Source organism: Streptomyces sp. NPDC088553 (assembly GCF_044752965.1).
In the GTDB taxonomy this organism is placed as follows: Bacteria; Actinomycetota; Actinomycetes; order Streptomycetales; family Streptomycetaceae; genus Streptomyces.
On the sequence record NZ_JBIVMG010000001.1, the window covers coordinates 1,087,323 to 1,111,236 of the forward strand.

The 23,914-nt window shown below is 70.4% G+C and carries 16 protein-coding genes; 8 read left to right on the forward strand and 8 right to left on the reverse strand.

Translation table 11 applies throughout. The features are described 5' to 3' along the window. Positions 1-66: 66 nt before the first annotated feature. Positions 67-1,236 carry a thiolase family protein gene (locus tag ACIP8Z_RS04835; protein WP_402078697.1) on the reverse strand — a complete coding sequence of 390 codons (1,170 nt, stop codon included), beginning with the start codon at positions 1,234-1,236 and terminating at the stop codon, positions 67-69. A gap of 135 nt (positions 1,237-1,371) precedes the next feature. On the opposite strand from ACIP8Z_RS04835, the gene ACIP8Z_RS04840 reads away from it, so the two are divergent. Continuing rightward, positions 1,372-1,842: a winged helix-turn-helix transcriptional regulator gene (locus tag ACIP8Z_RS04840; RefSeq protein ID WP_402078699.1), complete on the forward strand. Its 471-nt coding sequence runs from the start codon at positions 1,372-1,374 to the stop codon at positions 1,840-1,842. A gap of 81 nt (positions 1,843-1,923) precedes the next feature. Further along, the gene (locus ACIP8Z_RS04845) at positions 1,924-2,796 is read left to right on the forward strand and encodes an undecaprenyl-diphosphate phosphatase (protein WP_402078702.1); all 873 of its coding nucleotides are present in this window, start codon (positions 1,924-1,926) and stop codon (positions 2,794-2,796) included. A 474-nt stretch (positions 2,797-3,270) separates the two neighbouring features. Here the strand turns inward: ACIP8Z_RS04845 and ACIP8Z_RS04850 are convergent, their stop codons facing one another. Together ACIP8Z_RS04850 and ACIP8Z_RS04855 are read right to left on the reverse strand one after the other, a co-directional pair. Continuing rightward, positions 3,271-3,456, reverse strand: a complete 186-nt coding sequence (locus ACIP8Z_RS04850) for a hypothetical protein (RefSeq protein WP_402078705.1) — start codon at positions 3,454-3,456, stop codon at positions 3,271-3,273. Between the two features lies 1 nt (position 3,457). Next, entirely contained in the window at positions 3,458-9,643 is a 6,186-nt protein-coding gene (locus tag ACIP8Z_RS04855) for an RHS repeat domain-containing protein (RefSeq protein WP_402078706.1), read from the reverse strand. Positions 9,644-10,217: 574 nt separating this feature from the next. Here ACIP8Z_RS04855 and ACIP8Z_RS04860 point away from each other — a divergent pair. After that, complete coding sequence (locus ACIP8Z_RS04860; RefSeq protein ID WP_402078708.1) at positions 10,218-14,648, forward strand: FG-GAP-like repeat-containing protein; 4,431 nt, start codon at positions 10,218-10,220, stop codon at positions 14,646-14,648. A 774-nt stretch (positions 14,649-15,422) separates the two neighbouring features. Here ACIP8Z_RS04860 and ACIP8Z_RS04865 read toward each other — a convergent pair. Next, positions 15,423-16,016: a flavin reductase family protein gene (locus ACIP8Z_RS04865; protein WP_402078711.1), complete on the reverse strand. Its 594-nt coding sequence runs from the start codon at positions 16,014-16,016 to the stop codon at positions 15,423-15,425. Positions 16,017-16,095: 79 nt separating this feature from the next. Between ACIP8Z_RS04865 and ACIP8Z_RS04870 the strand changes: the two genes are divergently transcribed. Both ACIP8Z_RS04870 and lnt read left to right on the forward strand, forming a co-directional pair. Next, entirely contained in the window at positions 16,096-16,542 is a 447-nt protein-coding gene (locus ACIP8Z_RS04870; protein ID WP_402078714.1) for a nuclear transport factor 2 family protein, read from the forward strand. Between the two features lie 127 nt (positions 16,543-16,669). Next, entirely contained in the window at positions 16,670-18,412 is a 1,743-nt protein-coding gene (gene lnt, locus ACIP8Z_RS04875; protein ID WP_402078717.1) for an apolipoprotein N-acyltransferase, read from the forward strand. Here the strand turns inward: lnt and ACIP8Z_RS04880 are convergent. Together ACIP8Z_RS04880 and ACIP8Z_RS04885 are read right to left on the reverse strand one after the other, a co-directional pair. After that, positions 18,336-19,241 (reverse strand): Gfo/Idh/MocA family protein, encoded by a 906-nt coding sequence (locus tag ACIP8Z_RS04880; RefSeq protein ID WP_402078720.1) that lies wholly within the window; start codon positions 19,239-19,241, stop codon positions 18,336-18,338. The two genes, lnt and ACIP8Z_RS04880, sit on opposite strands and share 77 nt — an antisense overlap. 59 nt (positions 19,242-19,300) lie before the next feature. Continuing rightward, positions 19,301-20,515, reverse strand: a complete 1,215-nt coding sequence (locus tag ACIP8Z_RS04885) for an FAD-dependent monooxygenase (protein ID WP_402078723.1) — start codon at positions 20,513-20,515, stop codon at positions 19,301-19,303. A 101-nt stretch (positions 20,516-20,616) separates the two neighbouring features. Between ACIP8Z_RS04885 and ACIP8Z_RS04890 the strand changes: the two genes are divergently transcribed. The 3 genes from ACIP8Z_RS04890 (at position 20,617) to ACIP8Z_RS04900 (ending at position 22,626) form a co-directional block, all read left to right on the forward strand. After that, entirely contained in the window at positions 20,617-21,420 is an 804-nt protein-coding gene (locus ACIP8Z_RS04890) for a TetR/AcrR family transcriptional regulator (protein ID WP_402078726.1), read from the forward strand. Next, positions 21,408-21,944 (forward strand): DinB family protein, encoded by a 537-nt coding sequence (locus ACIP8Z_RS04895; protein WP_402078728.1) that lies wholly within the window; start codon positions 21,408-21,410, stop codon positions 21,942-21,944. Before ACIP8Z_RS04890 ends, ACIP8Z_RS04895 begins: the two co-directional genes overlap by 13 nt. Positions 21,945-22,140: 196 nt before the next feature. Further along, the gene (locus ACIP8Z_RS04900) at positions 22,141-22,626 is read left to right on the forward strand and encodes a hypothetical protein (protein ID WP_402078731.1); all 486 of its coding nucleotides are present in this window, start codon (positions 22,141-22,143) and stop codon (positions 22,624-22,626) included. A gap of 38 nt (positions 22,627-22,664) precedes the next feature. On the opposite strand, the gene ACIP8Z_RS04905 is transcribed toward ACIP8Z_RS04900, so the two are convergent. Together ACIP8Z_RS04905 and ung are read right to left on the reverse strand one after the other, a co-directional pair. Next, complete coding sequence (locus ACIP8Z_RS04905; protein ID WP_266975550.1) at positions 22,665-23,138, reverse strand: hypothetical protein; 474 nt, start codon at positions 23,136-23,138, stop codon at positions 22,665-22,667. A 70-nt stretch (positions 23,139-23,208) separates the two neighbouring features. Continuing rightward, on the reverse strand, positions 23,209-23,892 hold the full coding sequence (gene ung / locus ACIP8Z_RS04910) for a uracil-DNA glycosylase (protein WP_266975552.1): 684 nt from the start codon (positions 23,890-23,892) through the stop codon (positions 23,209-23,211). Between the last annotated feature and the right edge of the window lie 22 nt (positions 23,893-23,914).

The window sequence follows — 23,914 nt, forward strand, 5'->3', positions numbered from 1 at the left end:
GGGGCGGCCGAGGTCAGATCGACGGCCGGGGTCAGAGGGGCGGCCGAGGTCAGATCGGCGGCCGGGTCAGAGTGCCTCGACGATCATCGCGTTGGCCAGGCCGCCCGCCTCGCACATCGCCTGGAGCCCGTAACGGGCGCCCCGGGCCCGCAGTGCGTGGACGAGCGTGGTGGTCAGGCGGGTGCCGCTGGCGCCCAGGGGGTGGCCGAGGGCGATCGCGCCGCCGTGGACGTTGACCTTGGCCGGGTCGGCGCCGGTCTCCTGCTGCCAGGCGAGGACGACACTGGCGAAGGCCTCGTTGATCTCGAAGAGGTCGATGTCGGCGAGGGAGAGGCCCGAGCGCCGCAGCACCTTCTCCGTGGCGGGGATGACGCCGGTGAGCATGAGCAGCGGGTCGGAACCGGTCACGGCGAAGCTGTGCAGCCGGGCGAGGGGCCGCAGCCCCAGGCTCCTGGCGGTGTCGGCTGCCATGACGAGCACGGCCGAGGCGCCGTCGTTGATCGGGCTGCTGTTGCCGGCGGTGACGGACCAGTCGATCTGCGGGAAGCGCTCGGCGAAGCCGGGGTCCTCGAAGGAGGGCCGGAGCCCGGCGAGGATCTCGGGGGTGGTCGCCGGGCGCACCGACTCGTCGCGGCGCACGTCCTCGTACGGGGCGACCTCGGCGTCGAAGAGTCCGGCCGCCCAGGCGCGCGCCGCCTTGGTGTGCGACGAGGTGGCGAACGCGTCCATGGCCTCGCGGTCGATCGACCACTTCGCGGCGATGAGTTCGGCGCTGATGCCCTGCGGGACGAGGCCCTCGGGGTAGCGCTCGGCGACTCCGGGGCCGAAGGGGTCGGCGCCGGGCGGCACGTTGGACCACATCGGGACCCGGCTCATGGACTCGACACCGCAGGCGACGGCGATGTCGTACGCCCCCGAGAGCACGCCCTGGGCGGCGAAGTGCACGGCCTGCTGGGAGGAGCCGCACTGCCGGTCGACGGTGGTGGCGGGCACGGACTCGGGGAATCCGGCACCCAGCCAGGCGTAGCGGGTGGTGTTCATGGCCTGCTCGCCGACCTGGTCGACGGTGCCGCCGATCACGTCGTCGACGAGGGCGGGGTCGATGCCGCTGCGCTCGATCAGGGCGCGCAGGGTGTGCGACAGCAGGGCGACCGGGTGGACATGGGACAGGGCTCCGCCCGTCTTGCCCTTCCCTATCGGCGTCCGGACGGCTTCGACGATGACGGCGTCGCGCATGACAGGCTCCTGAGTTGGAAAAGTGGACCAACACTCATCGGTAACATAGCCCAGCGGGTTCGCTTCTCAAACCCTTTCGAGGTGATGAGTTGGATTTTCAAACCAACCACATCCGCACTGCCCTACGCTTGTCCCATGAAGGCCGCACCCCGCCCCTGCTCGATCGCCGACACCCTGGCGCTCGTCGGCGAGAAGTACTCCCTGCTCGTGCTCCGCGAGGTCTCCCTCGGCGTACGGCGCTTCGACCGGATCGCCCGGAACACCGGCGCGCCCCGCGACATCCTCACCACCCGCCTCAAGCGGCTCGTCGAGGCCGGCATCCTGGAGAAGGTGCAGTACAGCGAGCGTCCCCAGCGCTTCGAGTACCGGGCCACGGCGGCCGGCGAGGAGCTCCAGCCGGTCCTGGTGACCCTGATGGCCTGGGGCGACCGCCATCTCAACGCCGACGACCGCCCGGTCGTCCTCGAACACCGGTGCGGCGAGGTCCTCAGCCCCCGGATCGTCTGCGCCCACTGCGGGGACGAGGCCGATCGCGGCAGCCTCACCGCCCACGTCCGGGCACCGGGCTGGACCACCACGGGTCCCACGGTCCCTCAGGAGGCCTGAGGGCGGGCCCGTCATCTGGGGACGGTACGCTGCGCACGACCTTCTGATCGCACACGTACATAACGGGACGGCCCTAGCCCCATGAGTTGGTTCGAATCGTTCATCCTCGGACTCGTCCAGGGGCTGACGGAGTTCCTTCCCATCTCCTCCAGCGCGCACCTCCGTCTCACTGCGGCGTTCGCGGGCTGGGAAGACCCGGGTGCGGCCTTCACCGCCATCACCCAGATCGGCACCGAGACCGCGGTACTGATCTACTTCCGCAAGGACATCGCCCGGATCGTCTCGGCCTGGTTCCGCTCCCTCACCGACAAGGCGATGCGCTCCGACCACGACGCCCAGATGGGCTGGCTGGTGATCGTCGGCTCCATCCCGATCGGCGTCCTCGGCATCACGCTCAAGGACCAGATCGAGGGCCCCTTCCGCGACCTGCGGCTGATCGCCACCACCCTGATCGTCATGGGCGTCGTCCTCGGCGTCGCGGACCGGCTCGCCGCCCGCGACGAGATCGGCGGCCGCCACCGGGCGATCCGCGAGCGCAAGACGCTCAAGGAACTCAGCGTGAAGGACGGCCTGATCTTCGGCCTCTGCCAGGCGATGGCCCTGATCCCGGGCGTCTCGCGCTCGGGCGCGACGATCTCCGGCGGCCTCCTGATGGGCTACACCCGCGAGGCGGCGGCGCGCTACTCCTTCCTCCTCGCGATCCCGGCGGTGCTCGCCTCGGGCGCGTACGAACTGAAGGACGCGGGCGAGGGACACGTCTCCTGGGGCCCGACGATCTTCGCCACGATCATCGCCTTCGCGGTCGGTTACGCGGTCATCGCCTGGTTCATGAAGTTCATCACCACGAAGTCCTTCATGCCCTTCGTGATCTACCGGATCCTGCTCGGCATCCTGCTCTTCATCCTGGTCGGCACGGACGCCCTGAGCCCGCACGCGGGCGAGTCGGGCGGCTGACCAGGTGCACACATGTAGCGCCACCTAGCGCTTTCTAGCGTCGAACCGCATCGGCGCGCCATGATCGTCTCCCACTTTTCTCCCACTCATCTCCCGCTCGGGAGACGGGAGACGCCCCCGTAACAGGGTGTGCATCTGCAAAGTGGAGACGACCTGTAAGGGCCCACACAGCCTCCACCGCGTGGGCCCTTCTCATGTCCGGCCGGACTGACCCGGGCCCCGTCACGGCGCGCGTTCGGGATCGGTCGTCCCCCGGCGGCATGCCCGGGCCCCGGCATGTTCTGGGTGCAAATCCCCAGCTGTCGACGGGCCACGCGGGTCGCCCTCACTGATCACGGGGGATGTCGGCACCTGACCGCACGTCATGCCCGTACGCCAAGGCGATTCTCGGCACACAACACACACCGCCCGGAGCGCACTCTGTTGCGCGCTCCGGGCGGTGTGGCGGACGGTGCGTTTTGCTCGCGGTGCGGTTCAGTTCACACTGACCGCCGCGATCGAGAAGAGCAGCACCCCCGCGATGATGGCGAGGACCACGACAGCGGCCAGAGTCACCACGGCCGCGATGGCCACCCAGCCGACGCGTTCGGCCTTCCGGCTTCGGGCGATCTCCGAGCGGAGGTCTTCGGCCTCGGTGGCGTCGTCGAATTCCTCGGTCATGTCACTCACCCAAGGGCTGCATGGGCAGGCGCTCGGACCACCGCACGGTGAAGTGCACGTCCCGCATACCGTTGGGGAAGACGGACCGCATGCCTTCTGCCAGTTTCACCGCCCCGGGCTCCTTGGCCCCGGACTTGTAGCCATCCTCGGAAACGCCACGAGTGAACGATTCCTCGGTCATCTTCTGGGTCAGCTCGTAGTCGACCCTTCCGGTACGGGTGAGCGGCTGGTAGTCCGACACGGTCGCCTTCAGGTTGAACGACCCGAGGATCGCTCGAGTCGCGCCCTCTTGGGTCGCGGGGTCCTTGGCCCCGGAGAGGTAGGTGACGAAGTCGGCGAGTTCACCCATCATCATCTCCTTGAGCTCCAGTCCGTTCATCTCGGCTCCGGCACTCGTCTTGTAGTCGAGTCCCTTGATCACCTGGCCGCTCTTCAAGCCCTTCCGTGACGTGAGGAACCTTCTTACCACGTCCATCCAGATGTGGTCCTTGACACCGGAAGTGAACTGGTCCGACTCGTCGAAGCTGTACGCGTCCGGCGCCGAGCCCATGAAGAACATTGCGACGAGCTGTGGAGCCGTCGGGTTCAGGTGAACCGATGCATTGCCACCCACGCCGCTCCTGTACGCCGCCCTGGCGCGTCGGCCGAGTTCGACGCTTCGCACGTAGTTGTCGTAGTTCTGCTTGAAGACCGTGCTGTTACGTCGGTTCTGATCCACAACCTTGTCGTAGTTCTTCCCCTTCTTGACGATGTCCGTGCCCTTGTTCTTGCACACGTACATCCCGTTGACGCATTCCTCCAGCGCTTCGCCCGTGGGGTCGGAGAAGGAGAAGGGGTTGTTGGCGGCGTACCCGTAGCCGTTCATCGTCTGGGGCTTGTCGGCCTCCAGGATGGGGTCCACGCTGACGAATCGCCCGGTGACCGGGTCGTATTCGCGGGCCCCTATGTGAACGAGTCCGGTGTCCGCTTCGTTCGTGCCCCCGACGAAACCCTTGTCCCCGATCCAGTTCGTGGGCTGGGTGCCGCGCGGGCCGCCGAAGATGGTGGTCTTGCGGCGGGTGATCGCCTGGCCGGCGTTGTTGCTGATCTGGGTGCTGCCGGTGCCGTGGTGGTCGGCGAGCAGGAAGGTGAATTTGCCTCCCTTGTACATGGCCACGCCGCCGTAGTACCGGGTTCCGGTGACCTTGCCGGCCTTGTCCTTGTGGAGCTCGTTGCCGCCGGGCAGGTAGAGGGTCGTGCCGGTGGAGTCACGGCGGAGAAGCCGCTGTCCGGTGGTGTCGTAGAGGTAGCCCGTGGCGCCGGCGGCCGTCGCGACGGACTTGAGGTGGCCCTCGTCGTCCCAGACGAGGGTCTGGAGGTCGGCGTTGCCGATCTTGCGGGTCTCTGTGTTGCCTGCCGCGTCGTAGGTGTACGTCTCCGTGCGCGGGTCGGCGCCGGTCTGCGTCACCGACGGCAGGTTGTGGGTGCCGGCCTTCGGGGCCGTGTAGTCGCGGGTGATGTCCGCGGCCGGTCCCGAGGCGGTCTTGTGCTGGACCTCGGTGTCACGGTTGCCGACCGCGTCGTAGGTGTAGCTGGTCCAGTAGGCGTCCGGTCCGCCGACGATACTGTCGGACGGGTCGGTGGCGCAGGCCGTGCCGGTGTTGGTCCAGGCCTCGGTGATGCGGCGCAGGGTGTCCAGCTGGACGCACTGGGTGTCCGTGGTGCGAGCCGTGCCCTGGTCGTAGCCGGTGGCGATGCGGGTGATGTTGCCGGTCGGGTCGTAGGTGTAGGAGGTGTCCTCCACCCGCTGCGGCGCGGTGTCGCGGTCGGTGAACGTACTGGTCAGCTGTCCGGTGTGTTCGTCGTACTGGTTGGTCGTCCACACATGGCGGCCGAACTCGCCGTACTCCGCGCGGATCGGACGCCCGTAGTGGTCGTAGGTCATGTCCGAGACGAGCGCGGCGCTGCTGGTGTCGGTGACCGTGCCGACCGTGTCGAGGAGGCCGGTGACCGCGGTGTAGCCGTTGCTGACCAGCTCGTACGGCAGGTCGGCCATCTGCGGGTGCTCGACGTCCTGCACCTGACCGGTGTTGGCGTTGTACGAGGTGTACCACTCGTACGTGCCGGCGAGACCGGTCTCCGACGCCGGGACCGTGACGGTGGTCTTGCCCGGCTGGTAGGAGTGGGTGTACTCGCTGCTCTCGGTGACGAAGGCGTTGCCCGCTTCGTCATAGCGGGTGGACTTCGAGAGCTGGCCCTTGGCTCCGGTCGGGTCGTAGCTCCAGGCCGCGAGGAGCTTGGCGCCCTTCTTCAACGCCGTGCGGCGTCCGAGGTCGTCGTAGTCGGTGTGGAGGGTGATCGTGCGGGCGTCGGTGACGTCGGTCGGCCGGTTCGCCTTGTCGTAGGCCGTGACGGCCTTGCCCTTGTCGGGGTCGACGGCCAGGGTCTGACGGCCGCGGGTGTCATAGCCGTACGTCCACTCCGCGCCCGACGCGTCGGCGATCTTCGCCAGGCGGCCCTTGTTGTCGAAGGTGTAGTGGGTGGACTGGGCCTTGGTGCGGGCCGCGTCGGTGTACTGCTTGAGCTCGATCGTGCGGTCGAGGGCGTCGACGACGGTGGTGGTGGCGGTGCCGCCGGTGGGCGGGACGACCGTGGTCGTGTCACCGGTGTATGTGGTCGTGGTGCGCTTGGTCTCGTCCGTGTAGCGCTTGGAGATGACGGCGGTGGGCCGTCCGAGACCGTCGAACTCGGTTTCGGTCGACGACGGGTACTGCGTCTGCTGCCCTGTGACGAGAACCGGCTCGGGAGCGCCGGTCGCGAAGTAGGTGCCGGAGTTGACGATCGCCTCGCCGCGGGTGTTGTAGAACACCTCGGTGATCAGGCGGCCGGCCCGGTCCGGGGACTCCTCCTGCGTCTCCAGCGCCCTGAGCAGGCCGTCCTGGAACGCGTAGCTCGTCCGGTACTGGAGGTCGTGCGTGAGGGTCTTCGTCGTGACGACGACCGGCCCGTTGTTCCGCAGCAGGTAGTCGTACTGAATGTTCGGCGCCGTCGGGTAGGTGGCCTGGGCCCGACCGGGCAGCCACGCCTTGGTCACCCGGCCCAGCGGGTCGTAGGCGGTCGTGGTGACCTTGCCGTTCGCGTCGGTGATCTTGGTGGGCAGCGAGCGCCCCGGCGAGAAGACCGTGGTGATCGCGTGCCCGAGGGAGTTGGTGACGACGCTGCTGGTCGCCACCTCGCCGGTGGCGGGGGTGTAGGCGGTGCGGCTGATCTTGCCATAGGCGTCGGCCTCGGCTAGCCGGCGGCCGTAGACGTCGAAGCAGAGCTGAGTACCCCCCGTGCCGCAGACGCTCGGCGTGGAGGTGACGATGTCGTAGCCGGTGCCCGTGCCGTTGATCTGCTCGGACTTGGTCACGAGGCCCTTGGTCGGCGCGGCGTGCAGAGCCAGACCGTCGTAGTACGCGCGGACGTCGTCGATCACGTCCGCGGGACGCGACACGGTCTCGCCACAGGCGACGGCGACGGTCTCACTGCGGGAGACTTTGTCCCGGACCGTGGAGGTGCCGGTGCGGGCGTAGGTCGTGGTGGTGCACTTCTCGTCACCGGTCCTGTCGATGTCGCCGAGATCGGAGACGGTGGCGACCAGGCCGTAGGAGTCGAAGCCCTTGACCGACCGCGTGGTGCGTTCACCTCCGGTGATCTTGACCCGAGTCTCCTCGGTCTGCGTGTCCGTGAAGTACGCCTCAAGGGCGGGCAGTCCGGTGCGGGCGCGGGTCGCCGTCGCGGCCGAGCGCCACGGGACGTATGAGGTGGCGCTGACGAGCGGTCCGCCGTCACCGTTGTACGTGGCCGTCTCGCGGAGCATGCCGGCGAACTGCTCGCGGTCGGTGACGGCGATGCCGGCGGAGTTCTTGACCTGGGCGCCGTCGATGCCGCGGAAGTAGCGGGCCTCGGTCAGCGTCTTCTTGTCGAATCCGGCGCCGGTGCGAGTCTGGACGAGGTGGTAGCCGCGGGGCAGCGCGTAGGTGCGATACTCCGCCTTGGTGAACTCGTCCTCGCTCTTGGCCCATTCGGCGCCGCCGACGTAGGCGTACTCGGTGACGACGTCCGGGGTGCCGGCGATGTTGTCGCCCTCGATGACGCGCTGGACGGGGTAGGTGTTGAACCAGTCGTGCTCGGGGTCCGGGCCGTCGATGGCCGTCTTGACGGTGTAGCAGCGCGTGGAGTTGGTGCCGTCGGTGGGCGGCAGGGAGGTCGCGGTGCAGTCGGGGTCGTAGTAGTCGACGCCGATGGTGCCGCCGGACTCCGTGGTGATCTGCGACATCCGCATGCGGATGAACGGGGCGAGGCCGTCGCGGAGCTTGTCGACACGGTTGGCCTTCTGCACCGGCACGAAGGTGATCATCGGGACGTCGGCTGTGGCGGTGCCGTCGGTGGCGGTGCGCTTGATGCCGTGCAGCCACATCGGGGTGGAGATGCCGTCACCCGACGGGGGGAACGTCTGCGTCAGATGCCAGGCATCGACGTTCACATAGGCGCCGGCGGTCAGGACCTGGGTGGCGATGTCGGTCAGCCGCATGCTCGACCAGAAGCTCGGCGAGTACTGCTGCTTGCACTCCGTCGCCGTGTCCTTGCAGTACAGGTCGAGCGGGGTGTCGGGCCAGTTCAGCGCCTGGGCGACGTCGAAGGTGCAGTTCGTGTCACAGCGGGCCTTCGAGGTGAAGATCACCTTGCCCATGGCCTTGGCCGCATACGGCGCGGAGTCCCGCAGGCCGTACTCGATGCGGTCGAGATAGGCGCCGCGGTCGTACGGGGTCTTCGTCGACGCGCCGGTGGAAGCGTTGACGTTACGGCCGTAGTTGTTGGCCTCCTGCTTCCAGTAGTAGGCCATCGCGTTGCCGCTCGGGTCCACCACGTAGTCCAGGTTCCAGCGCCACGCCTGCTGGCACCAGGAAGAGGCGAACGAGGAGGTGGCGCAGGGCTCGTTCGTGTGGTTGCCGAAGACGGGAACGGTCAGGGTCGAGTCGGTCACGGGGTTGCCCGTGGCCCACCCGGGAAGCTTGTGCCTGCCGAAGAAGTACTGGGTGCCGTCGAGCGTCGTCACCTTCCAGTACTCGCCCGCGCCCGCGACGGCGCCCGTGCCCGCGTCGCCGTTGTCGGCACCGCTGAGCTTCTCGATCGTCTCACCGCCGTCGGACGTGGGGTGCCAGCCCTTGACGGGATCGAGGACGAGCTCGGTGGTCTTGCCGCCGAGCGAGAGCGTGGCGTTGTTGCTGTACCAGCACTGGTCGCCGACCCTGGTGGTGTTGGTACCACCATCCTTGTCGTCCTCGCAGGACTTGTAACGACGCTCGATGTAGCCGGGCTCGTAACCCCAGCCGTCACCGATCCAGCCGGCCTGGTTGTTCGACGCCGAGGTACGACCATCCACAGCCTGCGAGCTGTAGCCCAGCGTGACCCTGGGCTGCAGACCGCCGGGAACGGCGGGGACCCCCACCGGGTAGCTCCAGGAGAAGCCGCCTGTCGAGCCGCCGGCGCTCCACGCACCGGACGGTTCCAGCGAGGTCGCCGAGAACGAACCACTGGAACCCGATGCACCGGCCGTCGCCGCCAGGACGGTCATGCCGGACGCCGCTGCCGCCGGGGCCGATGCGGTGGTGGCCGCGCGGGCACCCGCAGGCACCGCAGTCACGGCCGTGAGGGTGTTGCTCCCGGTGTCGTTGGCCGTCTCGAGCGGCCTCGCCACTCGACACCCAGCCTTCTCCGGAGTCGTGAGCGCACAGGACGGCAGCTGCACCAGCCGCAGTCGCGCGGCCCAGTCGCCACCGTAGGCGTTCTTGAAGGCCGAATAGTCGACGCTGACGCGCGCCTGCCCGGCGGCCTCGACGCCATCAGCCCTGCCGACGGTGAGCAACAGCCCGTCGACGCCCGCCTTCTCGGCGGCGGCGCGGGACTCGACGGAGACCCTCGCCCGAATCAGCGCGGGCGTCCTCGCGGCCCCGCGTGCGCCGTTCGCCGTCGCCTTCGCCGTGTCGGTGACGGCGGTCACCGAGACCGGCAGTTCACGCGCCACGCCGGTGGCACGGCTCAGCGGCGTCGGCGCCGAGACGCTGACCGTCTGCGCACCGGGCGCGGGCCAGGACGCGCGGACGGGCGCCTTGACGGCACTGATGTCCGGGCGCTTCGTTCCCCCCGCGCGCAGCGGCTCCACGGGGACAGGCTTCGGCTGCTTGAGGCCGGGCAGCGACGCGCTGATCCCTGGGTCATGTTCTGTGAGCGCGACGGAAGTGGCGGGGAGCAGTCCTACCGCCATCACCGCGGACAATGCCACGGCCCACCCTCGCGTACGGAAATTACTCACTTACTCCCACCCCTCGAAAACAAATAAAAACGCCGAACTTTAACAGCTGCATCTGACACGGGCAGCACGGATCACTGAAGTGGGTGCCTACTGAATGGATCTGCCGGGAGAGGCTGCCTTTAGGGTCATTGCCACACAGCTGCCCCACAGAGTCCCAGGTCAGGAGCGGTTGACCAGAGATACCCCAACCAGGCCGAAGGTTGACAGGTTGCCCGAATTTACGGCATAAATTACGCCGAGGAGGGTCCGGTCAAGGCTGTAGAGTCAACTCAATTCGAGGCCGCTACGGTACTTTTCAGACGTCGGCGCCTTGGAAATTCGGACACTTTTTTGGGGAGGAATTCTAGACGTGTCCACGACAAATAGATCGATTCTCGGGCGGTCCAGGGGGGCCCGCCTGATACCTGGGGCGCTGGCCGGAGCCATGCTGACCTCCGTGCTCGCGGTCGCCCCCGCAGCGAGCGTCACGCCCACCGGGGCGCCTTCCGTCGCCACGTCTGTCGCGTCGGACGATCCGGTGGCCAACGGCTCCCTGAGCGAGGAGGACTACGCCCTCCAGCAGGCCGCCGCGACGGGCCAGCCTCAGGAGGTCCTCTCCCGACGAACGGAGAGCTCCGAGACCTGGGCTCAGCCCGACGGCGGGTTCCAGGTCACCGAGCACGGAACGCCCGTCTGGCTGTGGCGGGACGGCGGATGGGTCGCGGCCGACCCGAACCTGATGTTCGCTGCTGACGGCTCCGTGGTCACCAAGGCCACCAACATCGCCGTGAAGTTCTCCGGCGGCGGCACCACACCACTGCTCCAGGGCTCCAAGGACGGCCGCAGCCTGTCGCTGACCTGGCCGACCGCGCTGCCGACACCGACACTCGACGGCAACGTCGCCACGTACGCCGAGGTGCTGCCCGGCGTCGACCTCCAACTGAAGGCAGAGGTCGAGGGCTTCTCCCAGGTCTTCGTCGTCAAGACCCCGGAGGCCGCGCAGAACCCCCGGCTCGCCCAACTGCAGTTCGGGATCGACACCGACGGTCTGACGGTCGCGAAGGACGCCGAGACCGCTAGCCTGACGGCCCTGGACCCGGCCGGTCAGATCGTCTTCTCCAGCTCCGCACCGATGATGTGGGACTCCACCACGACGGCGAGCCAGCCGGCCGCGGCGACCACGCTGCGCCGCGCGATGGCCCTGACCGCCGACGCCGGCGGGACCACCCCGGCAGCCGAGGGCGAGGACACCTTCGACCCGGGTCTGGGCGCGCAGGACGCGGTCATGCCCACCGAGCTGACGTCGGACACGCTCACCATCACCCCGGACCAGGACCTGCTGACCGGCGCCGAGACCACCTACCCGGTCTACATCGACCCCAGCTGGGGCTACGGCGACCGCCAGAAGTGGAACTGGACCCGCGTCTACAAGGCCTGGCCGAAGAACTCGTACTGGAACGCCAAGGACCCCGTCCGGGTGGGCTACGAGGCACAGACCGGCGGCTCCGACCGCATCTCCCGCTCCTTCTTCCAGCTGGACATCTCCCACCTGAAGAAGACCCAGGTGAAGTCGGCGACCTTCCGGGTGAAGAACACCTGGTCCTGGTCCTGCCAGGCACGGGCGCTGTACCTCTACCCGACCGGCGAGATCAACTCCAAGACCAATTGGGGCAACCAGCCGGGCAAGCTGACGAGCTCGCCCCTCGACACGGTCAACGACGCCAAGGGCTGGGTGCCCCCGGACGGCTCCTCCTCGGCGTGCCCCGCCGGCAACCTCGAGTTCGACGCGACCAACTGGGTCAGGAGCAAGGCCGCCGCGGGCGCCGACGACGTGACCTTCGGTCTGTACGCGGATGAGGACGACACCTTCGGCTGGAAGAAGTTCGACCCGAAGACCGTCGTCCTGGAGACGAAGTACAACACCGCCCCGGACCTCCCGAGCAAGCTCGGCACCAGCCCTGTCACTCCGTGCGCGAGCGGCGGAAACCTCGGCAACGTGACCGTCAGCCTGTACGCCACGATCACGGACGAGGACCGCGGCAACCTCACCGCCGAGTTCGAGCTCTACGAGAACAAGAGCGGCACCAGCACCCGCGTGTTCACGAAGACCGTCCCCGCCCTCAACGGCCGCGTCGCCACCCTCGCCGTCCCAGTGTCCATGACGCCCGGAGGCTCCGGCGTCAGCTACACGTGGCGCGTGAGGACCACCGACTCCGACAACGCCTCTTCCGGCTGGAAGAACGCCCCGTGCGCCTTCAAGCTGGACCGCCAGCGGCCGAAGTCCCCGCCGGAGATCATCTCCCCGCTCGTCAACGGGAAGCCCGTCTACCCGCCCGGCACCGACGGTTGGCCGGACTCCACGGGACTCGCCCGCAAGAAGGCCGTCTTCACCTTCAAGCCGGCGCCTGCGGACGGCGTCACGAAGATCTTCTGGTGGACCGACACCCATCCTGACGTCCGTACGGCCACGCCGGCCAACGGGATCTTCACGGGCGAGGTGACGATCCCCGCGGCGGGTCCGCGCCTGATTTACGCCTACGGCATGGACGCGGCGGGCAACCGCTCCGACACAGGGACCTACCTGTACTACGCCAACCGTGAACTGGCCCGCGATGAGGCCAACGACCTCAACGGCGACCGGTTCAAGGACATCTGGAGCCCGGACAGCAGCGGCACGCTCATCGCCTACACCGGCAACGGCAACCGAGAGTTCTCGGCCGTGAACGCGACCTCGGGCGACGCGGTCTTCCCTGGCCAGCAGGTCTCGGCCGTCGGCGACTGGCAGCAGGACGGATACAACGACCTCCTCGCCCTCGTGCCCAACCCCAACGACAACAACCGCAAGCAGCTCCAGGTCTACAGGAACTACGGTTCCGGACTCGTCGACACCCAGGAAGGACCGCACACCCTGCGGGTCTCCCGGGAATCCAACAACCACTGGTTCGACGCCGACCAGATCGTCGGAGGCAGCTTCGACGACGACGGCGCGCCCGACGTCCTCGTCAAGCAGGGCAGCGCCCTGTACTTCTACCGCGGCGCCCGCAGCACCGACATCCTGAGCGCTCCGCGCGGGCTCCCCGTCCCCGTCGGCGACATCGGCATGGACTGGAGCAAGTACACCGTCGTCTCCGCCGGGGACATCAACGGGGACAAGCTGCCCGACCTCCTCCTCCGGGACGACGCGACCGGCGATCTCTTCCGTTCGCACGGCGCCAAGGACCCCGCCGCCAACAAGATCAACTTTGCCACCTGGGGCAACGACCGGGTCAAGATCGGCAGCGGTCTCAAGAAGTCCCTGTACCCGCAGATCGGCACGTCCGGCGACCTCGACGGCGACGGCACCGGCGACGGTGTCATGGACGGGGACAAGATCACCGACCTGTGGGCCCGCAGGGCCGACAACACCATGATCGGCTGGCGCGGCAAGGGATCACCCACGAGCCTCACCGGGTTCGACGTCCCGTTCACCATCGACGGCGTCACCGGCGGCGTCCGCCTCGTGCCCGGCACCATCATCAACCCCGGCAGCTCCGTCACCTCCCAGTCGAGCACGCTCACCCTGGGCACGGACGGCAACCTGTTCATCACCACCAGGGCCGGAAAGAAGGTATGGTCCAGCACCGGTGGCACCGCCGGCGCCGTCGCCCGAGTCGAGGACAACGGCAACCTCTCCGTCTACAACGCCGACAACAAGCGTCTGTGGACCACCGGAGCCGCCAACGCCGGCGAGGGCTTCACCATGCTCCGGGATTCCGGGGACCTCACCGTCTACAACGACAAGACGCAGTCGCTCTGGTCCAGCGGCACCGCGGTACGGCACGACTACAACCGTGACGGCCGCAGCGACATGGCGGACTGGTACGACTACGGCGACGGCCACGACGAGATCCACGCCTTCACCACCAACGCGGACGGCACCTTCAAGGCCCCCCAGCACGCCTGGTCGGCCGCGGCCGGCAACTACTGGGCCGAGAACATGAAGCACACCACCGGTGACTTCAACGGCGACGGCGTGGGTGACATCGCGGCGTTCTACGGCTACGAAGACGGCCACATGAACCTGCGCACGTGGCTCGGCAAGGGCGACGGCAACTTCAACGCCCCGTTCGTCTCCTGGCAGGTCCCCGCGGGACACTGGAACTTCGACGCCATCCACGTCCAGTCCGGTGACTTCAACGGCGACGGCCGCGACGACATCGCCACCTGGTACGCCTACGGAGACGGCAGCGACAAGCTGTTCACCTTCACCGCCGACGTGAGGGGAGGCTTCAACTACCCCTTCTCCTCCTTCTACCGGGCCGACGGCTGGTACGTGCCGAACATGAAGTTCACCAGCGGCGACTACAACGCCGACGGGCGCGACGACATCGGCGTCTTCTACGGCTACGACAACGGTGACACCACCCTGTTCACCTTCACCGCCAAGCCCACCGGCGCCTTCAACGAACCGCTCGCCGGCTGGACCAGCACCGACTGGGGCAGCTTCGAAGCCACCTCGCTGCACTCGGGCGACTTCAACGGCGACGGCCGCGACGACATCGTCACGTGGTACGACTACGGAGACGGCCACGACGCCATGATCAGCTTCACGCCGAGCGGCATCGGCGGCGCGTTCGGCGGCCGCAAGGAGGTCTGGACCATCCCGGCCGGCAACTTCTGGCGCGACAGCCTCAAGATCGTCACCGGCGACTTCAACGGTGACGGCCGCGACGACATCGGCGGCATGTACGGCTACGCGGATGGTCGCGTCAGAACCCTGACCTGGACCGCCAAGACGGACGGCACCCTGAACTCCCACGTCGGCGGCTGGGAAACCCCCGCGGGCAACTGGACCTTCGGCGCCGTCCGCATGATCGAGAGGTACAGCCCCGCGTAACACCCACCCCAGCGGCCGGGCGAACACACACGCCCCGGCAGCACCGCGGTAGCCATACAGGCACAGGGCCCCGTGGCGACAGAGACACCCGTTCTGTCGCCACGGGGCAACCTGCAAGCAGCTCCTCACGCCCGCGCACTAGACGTACAGGCCGTCAGGACGACTCCAGCAGGTTCGTTCCCCGCCGGGCGGGGCCGGGTCGAGGATGACGTCCGAGGTGACGACGCGCTGTCCACGGTGGTCGTGTCCCCGGCCTGGAGCGCGGTGGGTACCGGGTCGGCGCTGACCGTGTAGGGCGCCGCTGCGGACCCGTAACCGTCCACGGTGACAACGGGGCGCGGCGTATCGAGTCTAGGTGTGCGCCTGCCCCGCTACGGGGCTGACGCGTGGACGTGGACGGTGCCCCGGCGGCCGGACGCCGATGCCGATGAGCGTGAACCCGGCCGACACGAAGGCGTTGACGGTCGTCGAGGCCGCGGAGTTGGCCGTGCTGGCGTGAGACCGGAACGCGCTCGCCCCCTGGACGCCGACGATCACGACCGGCGGGACCGCGAAGGTCCCGGCCGGCCACGCGAGGTCACGTTCCCGGGGCCGTCCGCGACCCCCGTCGCGCGCTCGACGCGGCCGGCGATCGGCGTGTAGCGGCTCTGGTGGGCATCAGTCAGTCCGCGGCTTCCCGGTCAGACCTCCCGGGCGGCCCGACGAAGCCGTCCCCCTCCGGCGACGCCGCCGTACCGAATGCCGGGCCCTGCTCTCAGGGCCCGGCATTTCCGGTCAGTCCTGGTAAGGCACGCGGGCGATCTCCCTGATGCCGCCCAGGGTGCCCCACTCGTTCTTGCCGAGCCTGGTCAGCGGGCGCATCAGGGCCATTTCGGGGTGGCCGTCGAGGAGGACCGACTCGTCGATCGCCGCGTGGACCACCCGGCCGAAGACGACCGTCGAGTCGCCGATCCGCAGCGTGCTGTGCAGCTCGCACTCCAGCGCCACCGGCGACGCCGCCACCCGCGGCGGCTTCACGCGGAGGCTCGGTTCGCGCTCGACGCCGCAGGCGTCGAACTCGCTGACCCCGCGCGGAAAGTCCGTCGCCGTCGCGTTGATCTGCTCGAAGAGCCCCTCGGGGGCGAGGTTGACGACGAACTCCCCCGTCTCCTCCACATTGCGCAGCGAGTCCTTGCGCCCCACCGAGGTGAACTGCACGACCGGCGGCGTGACCGAGGCGATGGTGAAGAAGGAGTGCGGGGCCAGGTTGTCCGTCCCGTCCGCCGAGGACGTGGAGACCCAGGCGATCGGCCGCGGCACGACGGTGGCGGTGAGCAGCCGGTAGAAGGAGGTGCGGTCGCTCAGTTCGGGATCGATGTTCACGCGCATCCGGCCAGTATGACCGCGTCCGGGAACTCCCCCGCGCACGCCCCTTGGCCCCTGTACCGGCCTGCCCGAGACTGATCCGATGACGCAGCGCGTGGACCTCGCGACCGTGATGGACCGACTCGCCGTCGACGACCTGATCACCGGGTACGCGGCGGCCGTGGACGACGCCGACTGGACCGCCTACCGGGCGCTGTTCTCCCCGGACGGCAGGGCCGACTACCGGGGCTCGGGCGGCGTCGAGGGCCCGGCGACCGAGGTGGCCGACTGGCTCGCCGAGACGTTGACGCTCTTTCCCGTACGGCAGCACCTCATCGTGAACCGCCGCGTCGACTTCCGCGGCCCGGCCGGGTACCCGGAGATCGGGGACACGGCGGAGATCCGCGCCGACTACGTCAATCCGATGCGCTTCACCTCCGGCGAGGACTTCGTCTGCGGGGGCCGCTACGCGTTCGGAGCGGTGCGGACCGCCGACGGCTGGCGGCTGACGTCGGTCGTCGTCGACGAACGGTGGCGCAGGCACGGCTGACCGCCACCACCGGCTCCCGCTGCCGCCGCTCCCCTGGGATCCTCACGCCCCGGTCACCACGGCGGACCGCCCGAGCCGCGCCGGACCCGGTCACGCCCGACACTGAAGGCAAGGGCGGAGGCATGCCATGCGAAATCCGTTCGTACGACGACGAGACCGGGAGCGGGAGCCGGGTCGGGACCCCGCCCCGGAGCCGGAGCGGGAGCAGGACCCCGCCCCGCAGCACGCCCCGGGCCACGACCGAGACGGCCGGTCCCGTCGGCGCGGTTTCGCCCGCTCCCTGCTCGCCGTCGGCTGCGGCGCGCTGCCCGCGCTCGCCTTCCCCGCCCCCGGGCTCTGGTGGTGGGCGTACCTGGCGCTCGTCCCCTGGCTTCTCCTGATCCGTACGGCTCCGGGCGCCGGCCGGGCCGCCCTGGACGGCTGGCTGGGCGGGATCGGCTTCGTGTTCGCCGTCCATCACTGGCTGCTGCCCAGCCTGCACGTCTTCCTGCTGCCGCTCTCCGCGCTGCTCGGCCTGCTGTGGCTGCCGTGGGCCTGGCTCGTGCGGTCCCTGATCGGTGGCGCGCCGTCGGCGCTGCGGGCCGCCACCGCCCTGGTCGCGCTGCCCTCCGGCTGGCTGCTGATCGAGCTGGTGCGCTCCTGGGAGGGTCTTGGAGGTCCCTGGGGGCTGCTCGGGGCGAGCCAGTGGCAGGTGCCTGCCGCGCTGCGGCTCGCCTCGGTCGGCGGGGTGTGGCTGGTGACGGCGCTCGTGGTGGCGGTGAACACGGCCGTGGCCCTGCTCGTGGCCGCGCCGGGGCTGCGCACCGTCGGGGTCGCGGGGCTCGCGGGCTGCGCGCTGGTGGCCGGAACGGCCGCCTGGGGGGTGGGGGCGCCGCGCGTGAGCGGGACGGTGCGGGTGGCCCTCGTACAGCCGGGGGTGTTCGACGGGGCGGACGGCGCGGAGCGGCGGTTCGACCGTGCCGAGGAGCTGACCCGCTCGCTCGCCGGGCAGCGTCTCGATCTGGTGGTCTGGGGCGAGAGCGGCGTCGGCGCCGATCCGGCCGGCCGGCCCGACATCGCCGCCCGGCTCACCGCCCTCTCACGGGAGGTCGACGCGCCGCTCCTGGTCAATGTGGACGCGCGGCGGGCCGACCGCCCGGGCATCTTCAAGAGTGCCGTCCTGGTCGGTCCGGCGGGGCTCACGGGTCAGCGCTACGACAAGATGCGGCTCGTGCCGTTCGGCGAGTACATCCCCGCGCGCGGGGTCCTGGGCTGGGTGACGTCGTTCGGCAAGGCCGCCGACGAGGACCGCCGGCGGGGCACCGCACCGGTCGTGATGAGGCTGCCGGCCACGGGCGACGGCGGCGGGGACGGTACGCGCGAGGGCAGCGGGGACGTCATCGGCGGCAGCGCTCGGGAACCGCTGATCGGCCCGCTCATCTGCTTCGAGTCCGCCTTCCCCGACATGAGCCGGAACCTCGTGCGCGACGGGGCCGGGCTCCTCGTCGTCCAGTCGTCGACCAGCACCTTCCAGGAGAGCTGGGCGCCCGCCCAGCACGCGTCCCTGGCGGCACTGCGGGCCGCGGAGACCGGCCGGCCCGTCGCGCACGCGACGCTGACCGGGGTCAGCGCGGCGTACGGCCCCGACGGGCGCAGGATCGGACCCGTGCTCGGCACGGACGCGAGCGCCGTCGCCGTCCGCGAGCTGCCGCTCTCGGACTCGACGACGGGCTACGTCCGCTGGGGCGACTGGCCCTTGTACGGGGCGCTCGCCGTGGTGGGCGCGGTGTGTGCCGCCGAGGGCGCGGGCGCGTTCAGGAGGCCTGGATCAGCGCCTCGCGCACGACGCGCTCGCACAGCTCGTGGGTCCGCAGGGCGTCCCGGGCACTGAGCACCCGCCCGTCGCGTACGGCGTCGAGGAAGGCCAGTACGGCCTGCTCGATACCGCGCTGGCGGGGCACCGGCACCCAGTCGCCGCGCCGCCGCAGGGTCGGCTGGCCCTTGTGGTCGACGACGTCGGAGAGATTGACGACCTGGCGCTTGGTGTCCTGCCCGGAGACCTCGAGGATCTCCTCGGTGGAGCCGTTCATCCGGTTCATCATGCCGATGGCGGTGAACCCGTCGCCGGAGAGCTGGAGCACGACGTGGTGCATGAGCCCCTCTCGGATCCGGGCGCGCACGTCGACGTGCTCGATCTCGCCGGGGAGGAGGAACCGCAGGGTGTCGACGACGTGGATGAAGTCGTCGAGCACGAGGGTACGGGGGTCCTCGGGCAGGCCCACGCGGTTCTTCTGCAGGAGGATCAGCTCGCGCGGGTGCTCGGCGCACTGGGCGTACGAGGGGGCGAGGCGCCGGTTGAAGCCGACGGCGAGGCCGACCGAGCGCTTCTCGGCCAGCTCCACGATCCGCTCGGACTCGGCGTACTCGTAGGCGAGGGGCTTGTCGACGTACGTGGGGACGCCCGCGTCCAGGAGTCGGCCGGCGATCTCGGCGTGGGCGGCGGTCGGCGCGTGGACGAAGGCCGCGTCGAGTCCGGCGGCGAGCAGCGAGTCGAGGTCGCCGTGGCGCTGCGCGGCGGGCAGGTGGAGGGTGTCGGCGACCCGGTCGAGCGTCGCGCGGGTGCGGGTCTGGAGGTGGAGTTCGACCCCGGGGAGGGTGGCGAGGACCGGAAGGTAGGCCTTCTGCGCGATGTCGCCGAGTCCGATGCAGCCAACCTTCACGGGTTCTCCTTCGTCGTGTCCACAGGCCCTGTGCGGGTGGGCCGTTCGCGCTGGTCAGCTTACGCGGACCGGGGCGGGGCCACCGGCGGCCGCCAGTCGGCGATGCCGTCGAAACCGCGCAGGACGAGGCCCGGGCCGAACCGGGAGACCGCGCTGACGAGCGTGGCGCGCAGCGCGACGGCGGGGCGGGCCGCGAGCAGGGTGACCGCTCCGGTGCGGGCGGCCTTGCGGACGATGGCGGTGGTACGGGGAAGGCGGTCGGCGGTGTACGCGGCGAGGGCGCGGGTCGGGACGAAGTCGGGCGCGGGGGCGGTGTGGTGGGTTCCGGCGGCGGGGCCGACGTGGTGGGCGAGGACGACGGCGTCCTCGATCGCCTGGTTCCCGCCCTGGCCGAGGCTCGGCATCATCGCGTGCGCGGCGTCGCCGAGGAGCGCGACCCGCCCCCGGTGGAAGGCCGGCAGCGGGTCGGGCAGGTGGTGGACGTCGTGGCGGAGGACCTGCGCCGGGTCCGCGGCGGCGAGGATCTCGGGGACGGGGTGGTGCCAGTCGCCGAACAGGCGCAGGAGTTCGGCCTTCTCGTCGTCGGGCGCCCGGCCGCCGGCGGGGGCGGCCGCCATCGCGTACGCGTAGACCCTGCCGTCCTTGAGGGGCTGCGTCCCCCACAGGCGTCCGGCGCCCCAGGTCTCGTGCGGGGCGAACGGCCGCTCGGGGGCCGGGACGACGACCCGCCAGGTGGTGCAGCCGGCGTACCGCGGGCCGGGGTGCCCGGGGAACAGGGCGTGGCGCGTCGCGGAGCGGATGCCGTCGGCGGCGACGACGAGCGCGGCCTCGATCTCGCCGCCGGGGGTGGCGAGGCGGGCGGGGCGGTGGTCGTCGCCGGGGTCGACGAGCGTGGCGGCGGCTCCGGTGCGGACGGCCCCGTCGGGGAGGGCCGAGGTGAGGATGTCGACGAGGGTGGCCCGGTGGAGGAGGACGAGCGGCCCTCCGAAGCGCTCGGCGGCGTCCTTTGCGTTCGTACGGGCGAGCCAGCGGCCGTCGGGGGCGCGCATGCCTCCGTCGCCCTGCCAGGCGGCGAGGGCGCGGACGCGGTCGCCGAGGCCGATGACGTCCAGGGCGCGCTGGGCGTTGGGGGCCAGTCCGATGCCGGCGCCGACGGGGGCGAGGTCGGCGGCGCGCTCCAGGACCGTGACCCGCCAACCGCCGCGGTGGAGGGCGACGGCGGCGGTGAGTCCGCCGATGCCGGCTCCGACGACCACTGCATGGTGCTGTTCCACGGCTGCTCCTCGGATCAGGGAACTACATCTGTAGTACGTCCGGTGACATGACCGTACTACAGATGTAGTGATGCGGGAAGCGCCGGTTGTAGGTTGTCCTCATGACCTCAGCGACGCCCTCCGCTGCCTCCCCCGGCCCTGCCGGCTCCCCTGGCTCTTCCGGGGCTTCGAGCACTCCCGACTCTTCCGGCACATCCGCCTCCCCCGCCTCCCGTGCGGACCGGATCGGCGACGCCGCACTCGACCTCCTCGTCGAGCGCGGCATGCGGGGGCTGACCCATCGGGCGGTGGACGAGCGGGCGGGGCTGCCGCAGGGGTCGACGTCGAACCACGCCCGCACCCGCCAGGCGCTCCTGGAGACGGCCGTACGACGTCAGGTACAGCTGGAGTCCCAGGTCCTGACCCCGGACGAGCTGCCGGGCGCCGCCGGACCCGGGGAAACGGAAGGGGCGCGGGACGGGGCGCCGTACGGAGCCCCGGTGGGGGCGCCCATCGGCACCGACACCCTCGTGGACGCGCTCTCCCTCGCCCTGCACCGCTATCTCACCGACCACCGCGCCCTGCTCGTCTCCCGCTACGAGCTGGCCCTGGAGGCGACCCGCCGCCCCGAGCTCCGCGCCTTCTTCGACGCCGCCGGTTCCGTCTTCCACGGCCCCCTGGTGGCGATGACCGCGGCGGCCGGCTCGTCCGAGCCCGAGCGTCACGCGCTCTCCCTCATCGCCTGGTGCGAGGGGCTGATGTTCTCCTGCGCCGCCGGCTCCTTCCACGCGGCGGTGCCGAGCCGCGCGGAACTGCGCACCGGCTTCGACGAGTTGCTGCGCGGCATGCTCGGCGGCGGCACCGGCCCGGGGCGCGGGGAAAGCAGTGGCGCGGCCGGTGATCGTGGGGGACGATGCCGCGCATGACCTCCGAACGCACCGAAACCGTCCCCCGTGTCGACCCGTCCACCACCTCGGGCGAGCGCGAGGCGCTGGAGCAGTGGCTCGACTTCCATCGCGCGACCCTCGCGAGGAAGTGCGAGGGGCTCGACGAGACCCAGCTGCGCACCCTGTCCGCCCCGCCGTCGGAGCTCAGTCTGCTCGGCCTCGTCCGCCACATGGCGGAGGTCGAGAACGGTTGGTTCCGCAATGTCCTGGCGGGCGAGAAGGCCGGCTGGATCTACTCGACCGAGGAGGACCGCGACCGGGACTTCCACCTCACCGACGAGGACACCTACGAGGAGGCCCACGCGACCTGGCAGGCGGCGATCGCCCACGCCCGCACCGTGGCCGCCACGCGCGGTCTCGACGACCTGGGCGAGGGCGAGCACCACAGCGGGAGGCAGTTCAACCTGCGCTGGATCTATCTGCACATGATCGAGGAGTACGCCCGGCACAACGGCCACGCGGACCTCGTCCGGGAGCGGATCGACGGCGCGACCGGCGACTGAGCGTCCACGCGCCGCGGACCGACCGGGATCCGTCCCCCTGACCACGTGATCCCGTGGCGTGCCACCGCGCGACCGGGATCGCATTCCCGCCCGCGCGCCGACGGGGTCAAGGCCGGTCCCGCGCCGCTCACCCGTGCGGGGCATTCCGCTCCGGTAGGGGCGCGAAGATCACCGTCTGGCCAGCAGAGTTGCGCGGGTGCATGGAACCCGAACAACAGCGAAGATCCTGGTCGGGGCTGCCGTGGCCGCCCTCGCGGGCTGCGTCTCGGTGGACACCCCGCCGCCGGCGCCCGTCCACGCGCCCGTCGCGGAGACCGTACGCCCCGGCCAGGACGTGGCCCCGCAGATCGTCGAGGGACCGGCCCTGGAAGCCCTCGAAGCGGCGCTCCCCGGTCCCCCGCCGTCCGCCGCGCCCCGCGCCACGCCCTCGCCCGGGCCGCGCCTGCGGGAAGCGGCTCCGCCCCGCCCGGAGGCGCCGCGCCCCGAGTCCGTACCGCGGCAGCGTGAGCGTCCGCGCCCGGAGACCCGGCCGCCGCTGCCCGAACCGCCGGCGGAACCGGCCGGGCTGCCGAGGAACGCACCGGTCTCCCGGGCGGACGTCTGCGACCTGGGCGAGCGCTACAGCGGCTGGGCGCCCGACAGCGACCCGTCACGCATCTGCCACGGCACGTACGGCCACTGAGGCTCCCGGGCGAGTGGCCTGTGCAGGCCCCTCGGCCCTCACACTCCCCGGAGCCGCAGCTCCAGGCGCTCGATGGCGGCCCGTACGCCGTTCCCGTAGCCGTCGTCGTCGAGGTGGTCCGAGGCGGCGCGGGCCCGGTCCAGATGGACCCGCGCGGCGTCGGGACGCTGGAGCTTGACGTAGTCGGCGGCCAGGTTGAGGTGGAGCGAGGGGTACAGCGCCCGGAGGGCTACCGCGGAGCCGTGCTCGGCGAGCCGCTCTCCCGCGAGCCCCTCCGCCGCGCTCAGGGCCCGCAGGTCCCAGGCCAGCTCGGTGTCGGGGTCGTCCTGGGCGTCCGCCATGTAGTGCGCGAGGGTGCACCGGTGCAGGGGGTCCCCGTCCGGGCCGATCTGCTGCCAGAGCAGCCCGAAGCGGTTCCGAGCCTCCTCGCGGTCGCCGCCGTGGAGCAGCATCATCGCCTGCCCGATCCTGGTCATGACCCCGTCGTCCGACACCTGCTGCTGCTCGGTCACCGCGACCTCCACCCGCTCACCCACTGGGAGAGCCGACGCTAGCCGCACCGGGGCCGGATCGGGCCGAGGCTCAGCCGAGGTCAGGGATGCGCCAGTCGATCGGCTCGTGTCCCTGGGCCGCGACGGCCGCGTCGATCTGGGTGAAGGGCTTCGATCCGAAGAACTTCTTCGCCGAGAGCGGCGAGGGGTGGGCGCCCTTGACCACCACGTGCCGCTCCTCGTCGATGAGGGGCAGCTTCTTCTGGGCGTAGTTGCCCCAGAGGACGAAGACGGCGGGGTCGGGGCGCGAGGCGACGGCGGTGATCACCGCGTCGGTGAACTTCTCCCAGCCCTTGCCCTTGTGCGAGTTCGCCTCGCCGGAGCGGACGGTCAGCACGGCGTTGAGCAGGAGGACGCCCTGCTGGGCCCACGGCATCAGATAGCCGTTGTCCGGGACGGGGTGGCCGAGCTCGGCCTGCATCTCCTTGTAGATGTTCCGCAGGGAGGGCGGGGTCTTCACCCCGGGCCGGACCGAGAAGCAGAGGCCGTGCCCCTGCCCCTCGCCGTGATAGGGGTCCTGGCCGAGGATCAGGACCTTCACCTTGTCGTACGGGGTGGCGTCGAGGGCGGCGAACACCTCGTCCTTCGGCGGGAAGACCGGTCCCTTGGCGCGCTCCTCCTCGACGAACTCGGTGAGCTGCGCGAAGTACGGCTTCTGCAGCTCCTCGCCGAGGACTCCCCGCCAGGACTCGGGCAGCATGCTGGTGTCGGTCACGGTCAACAACCTCCGGTGGACG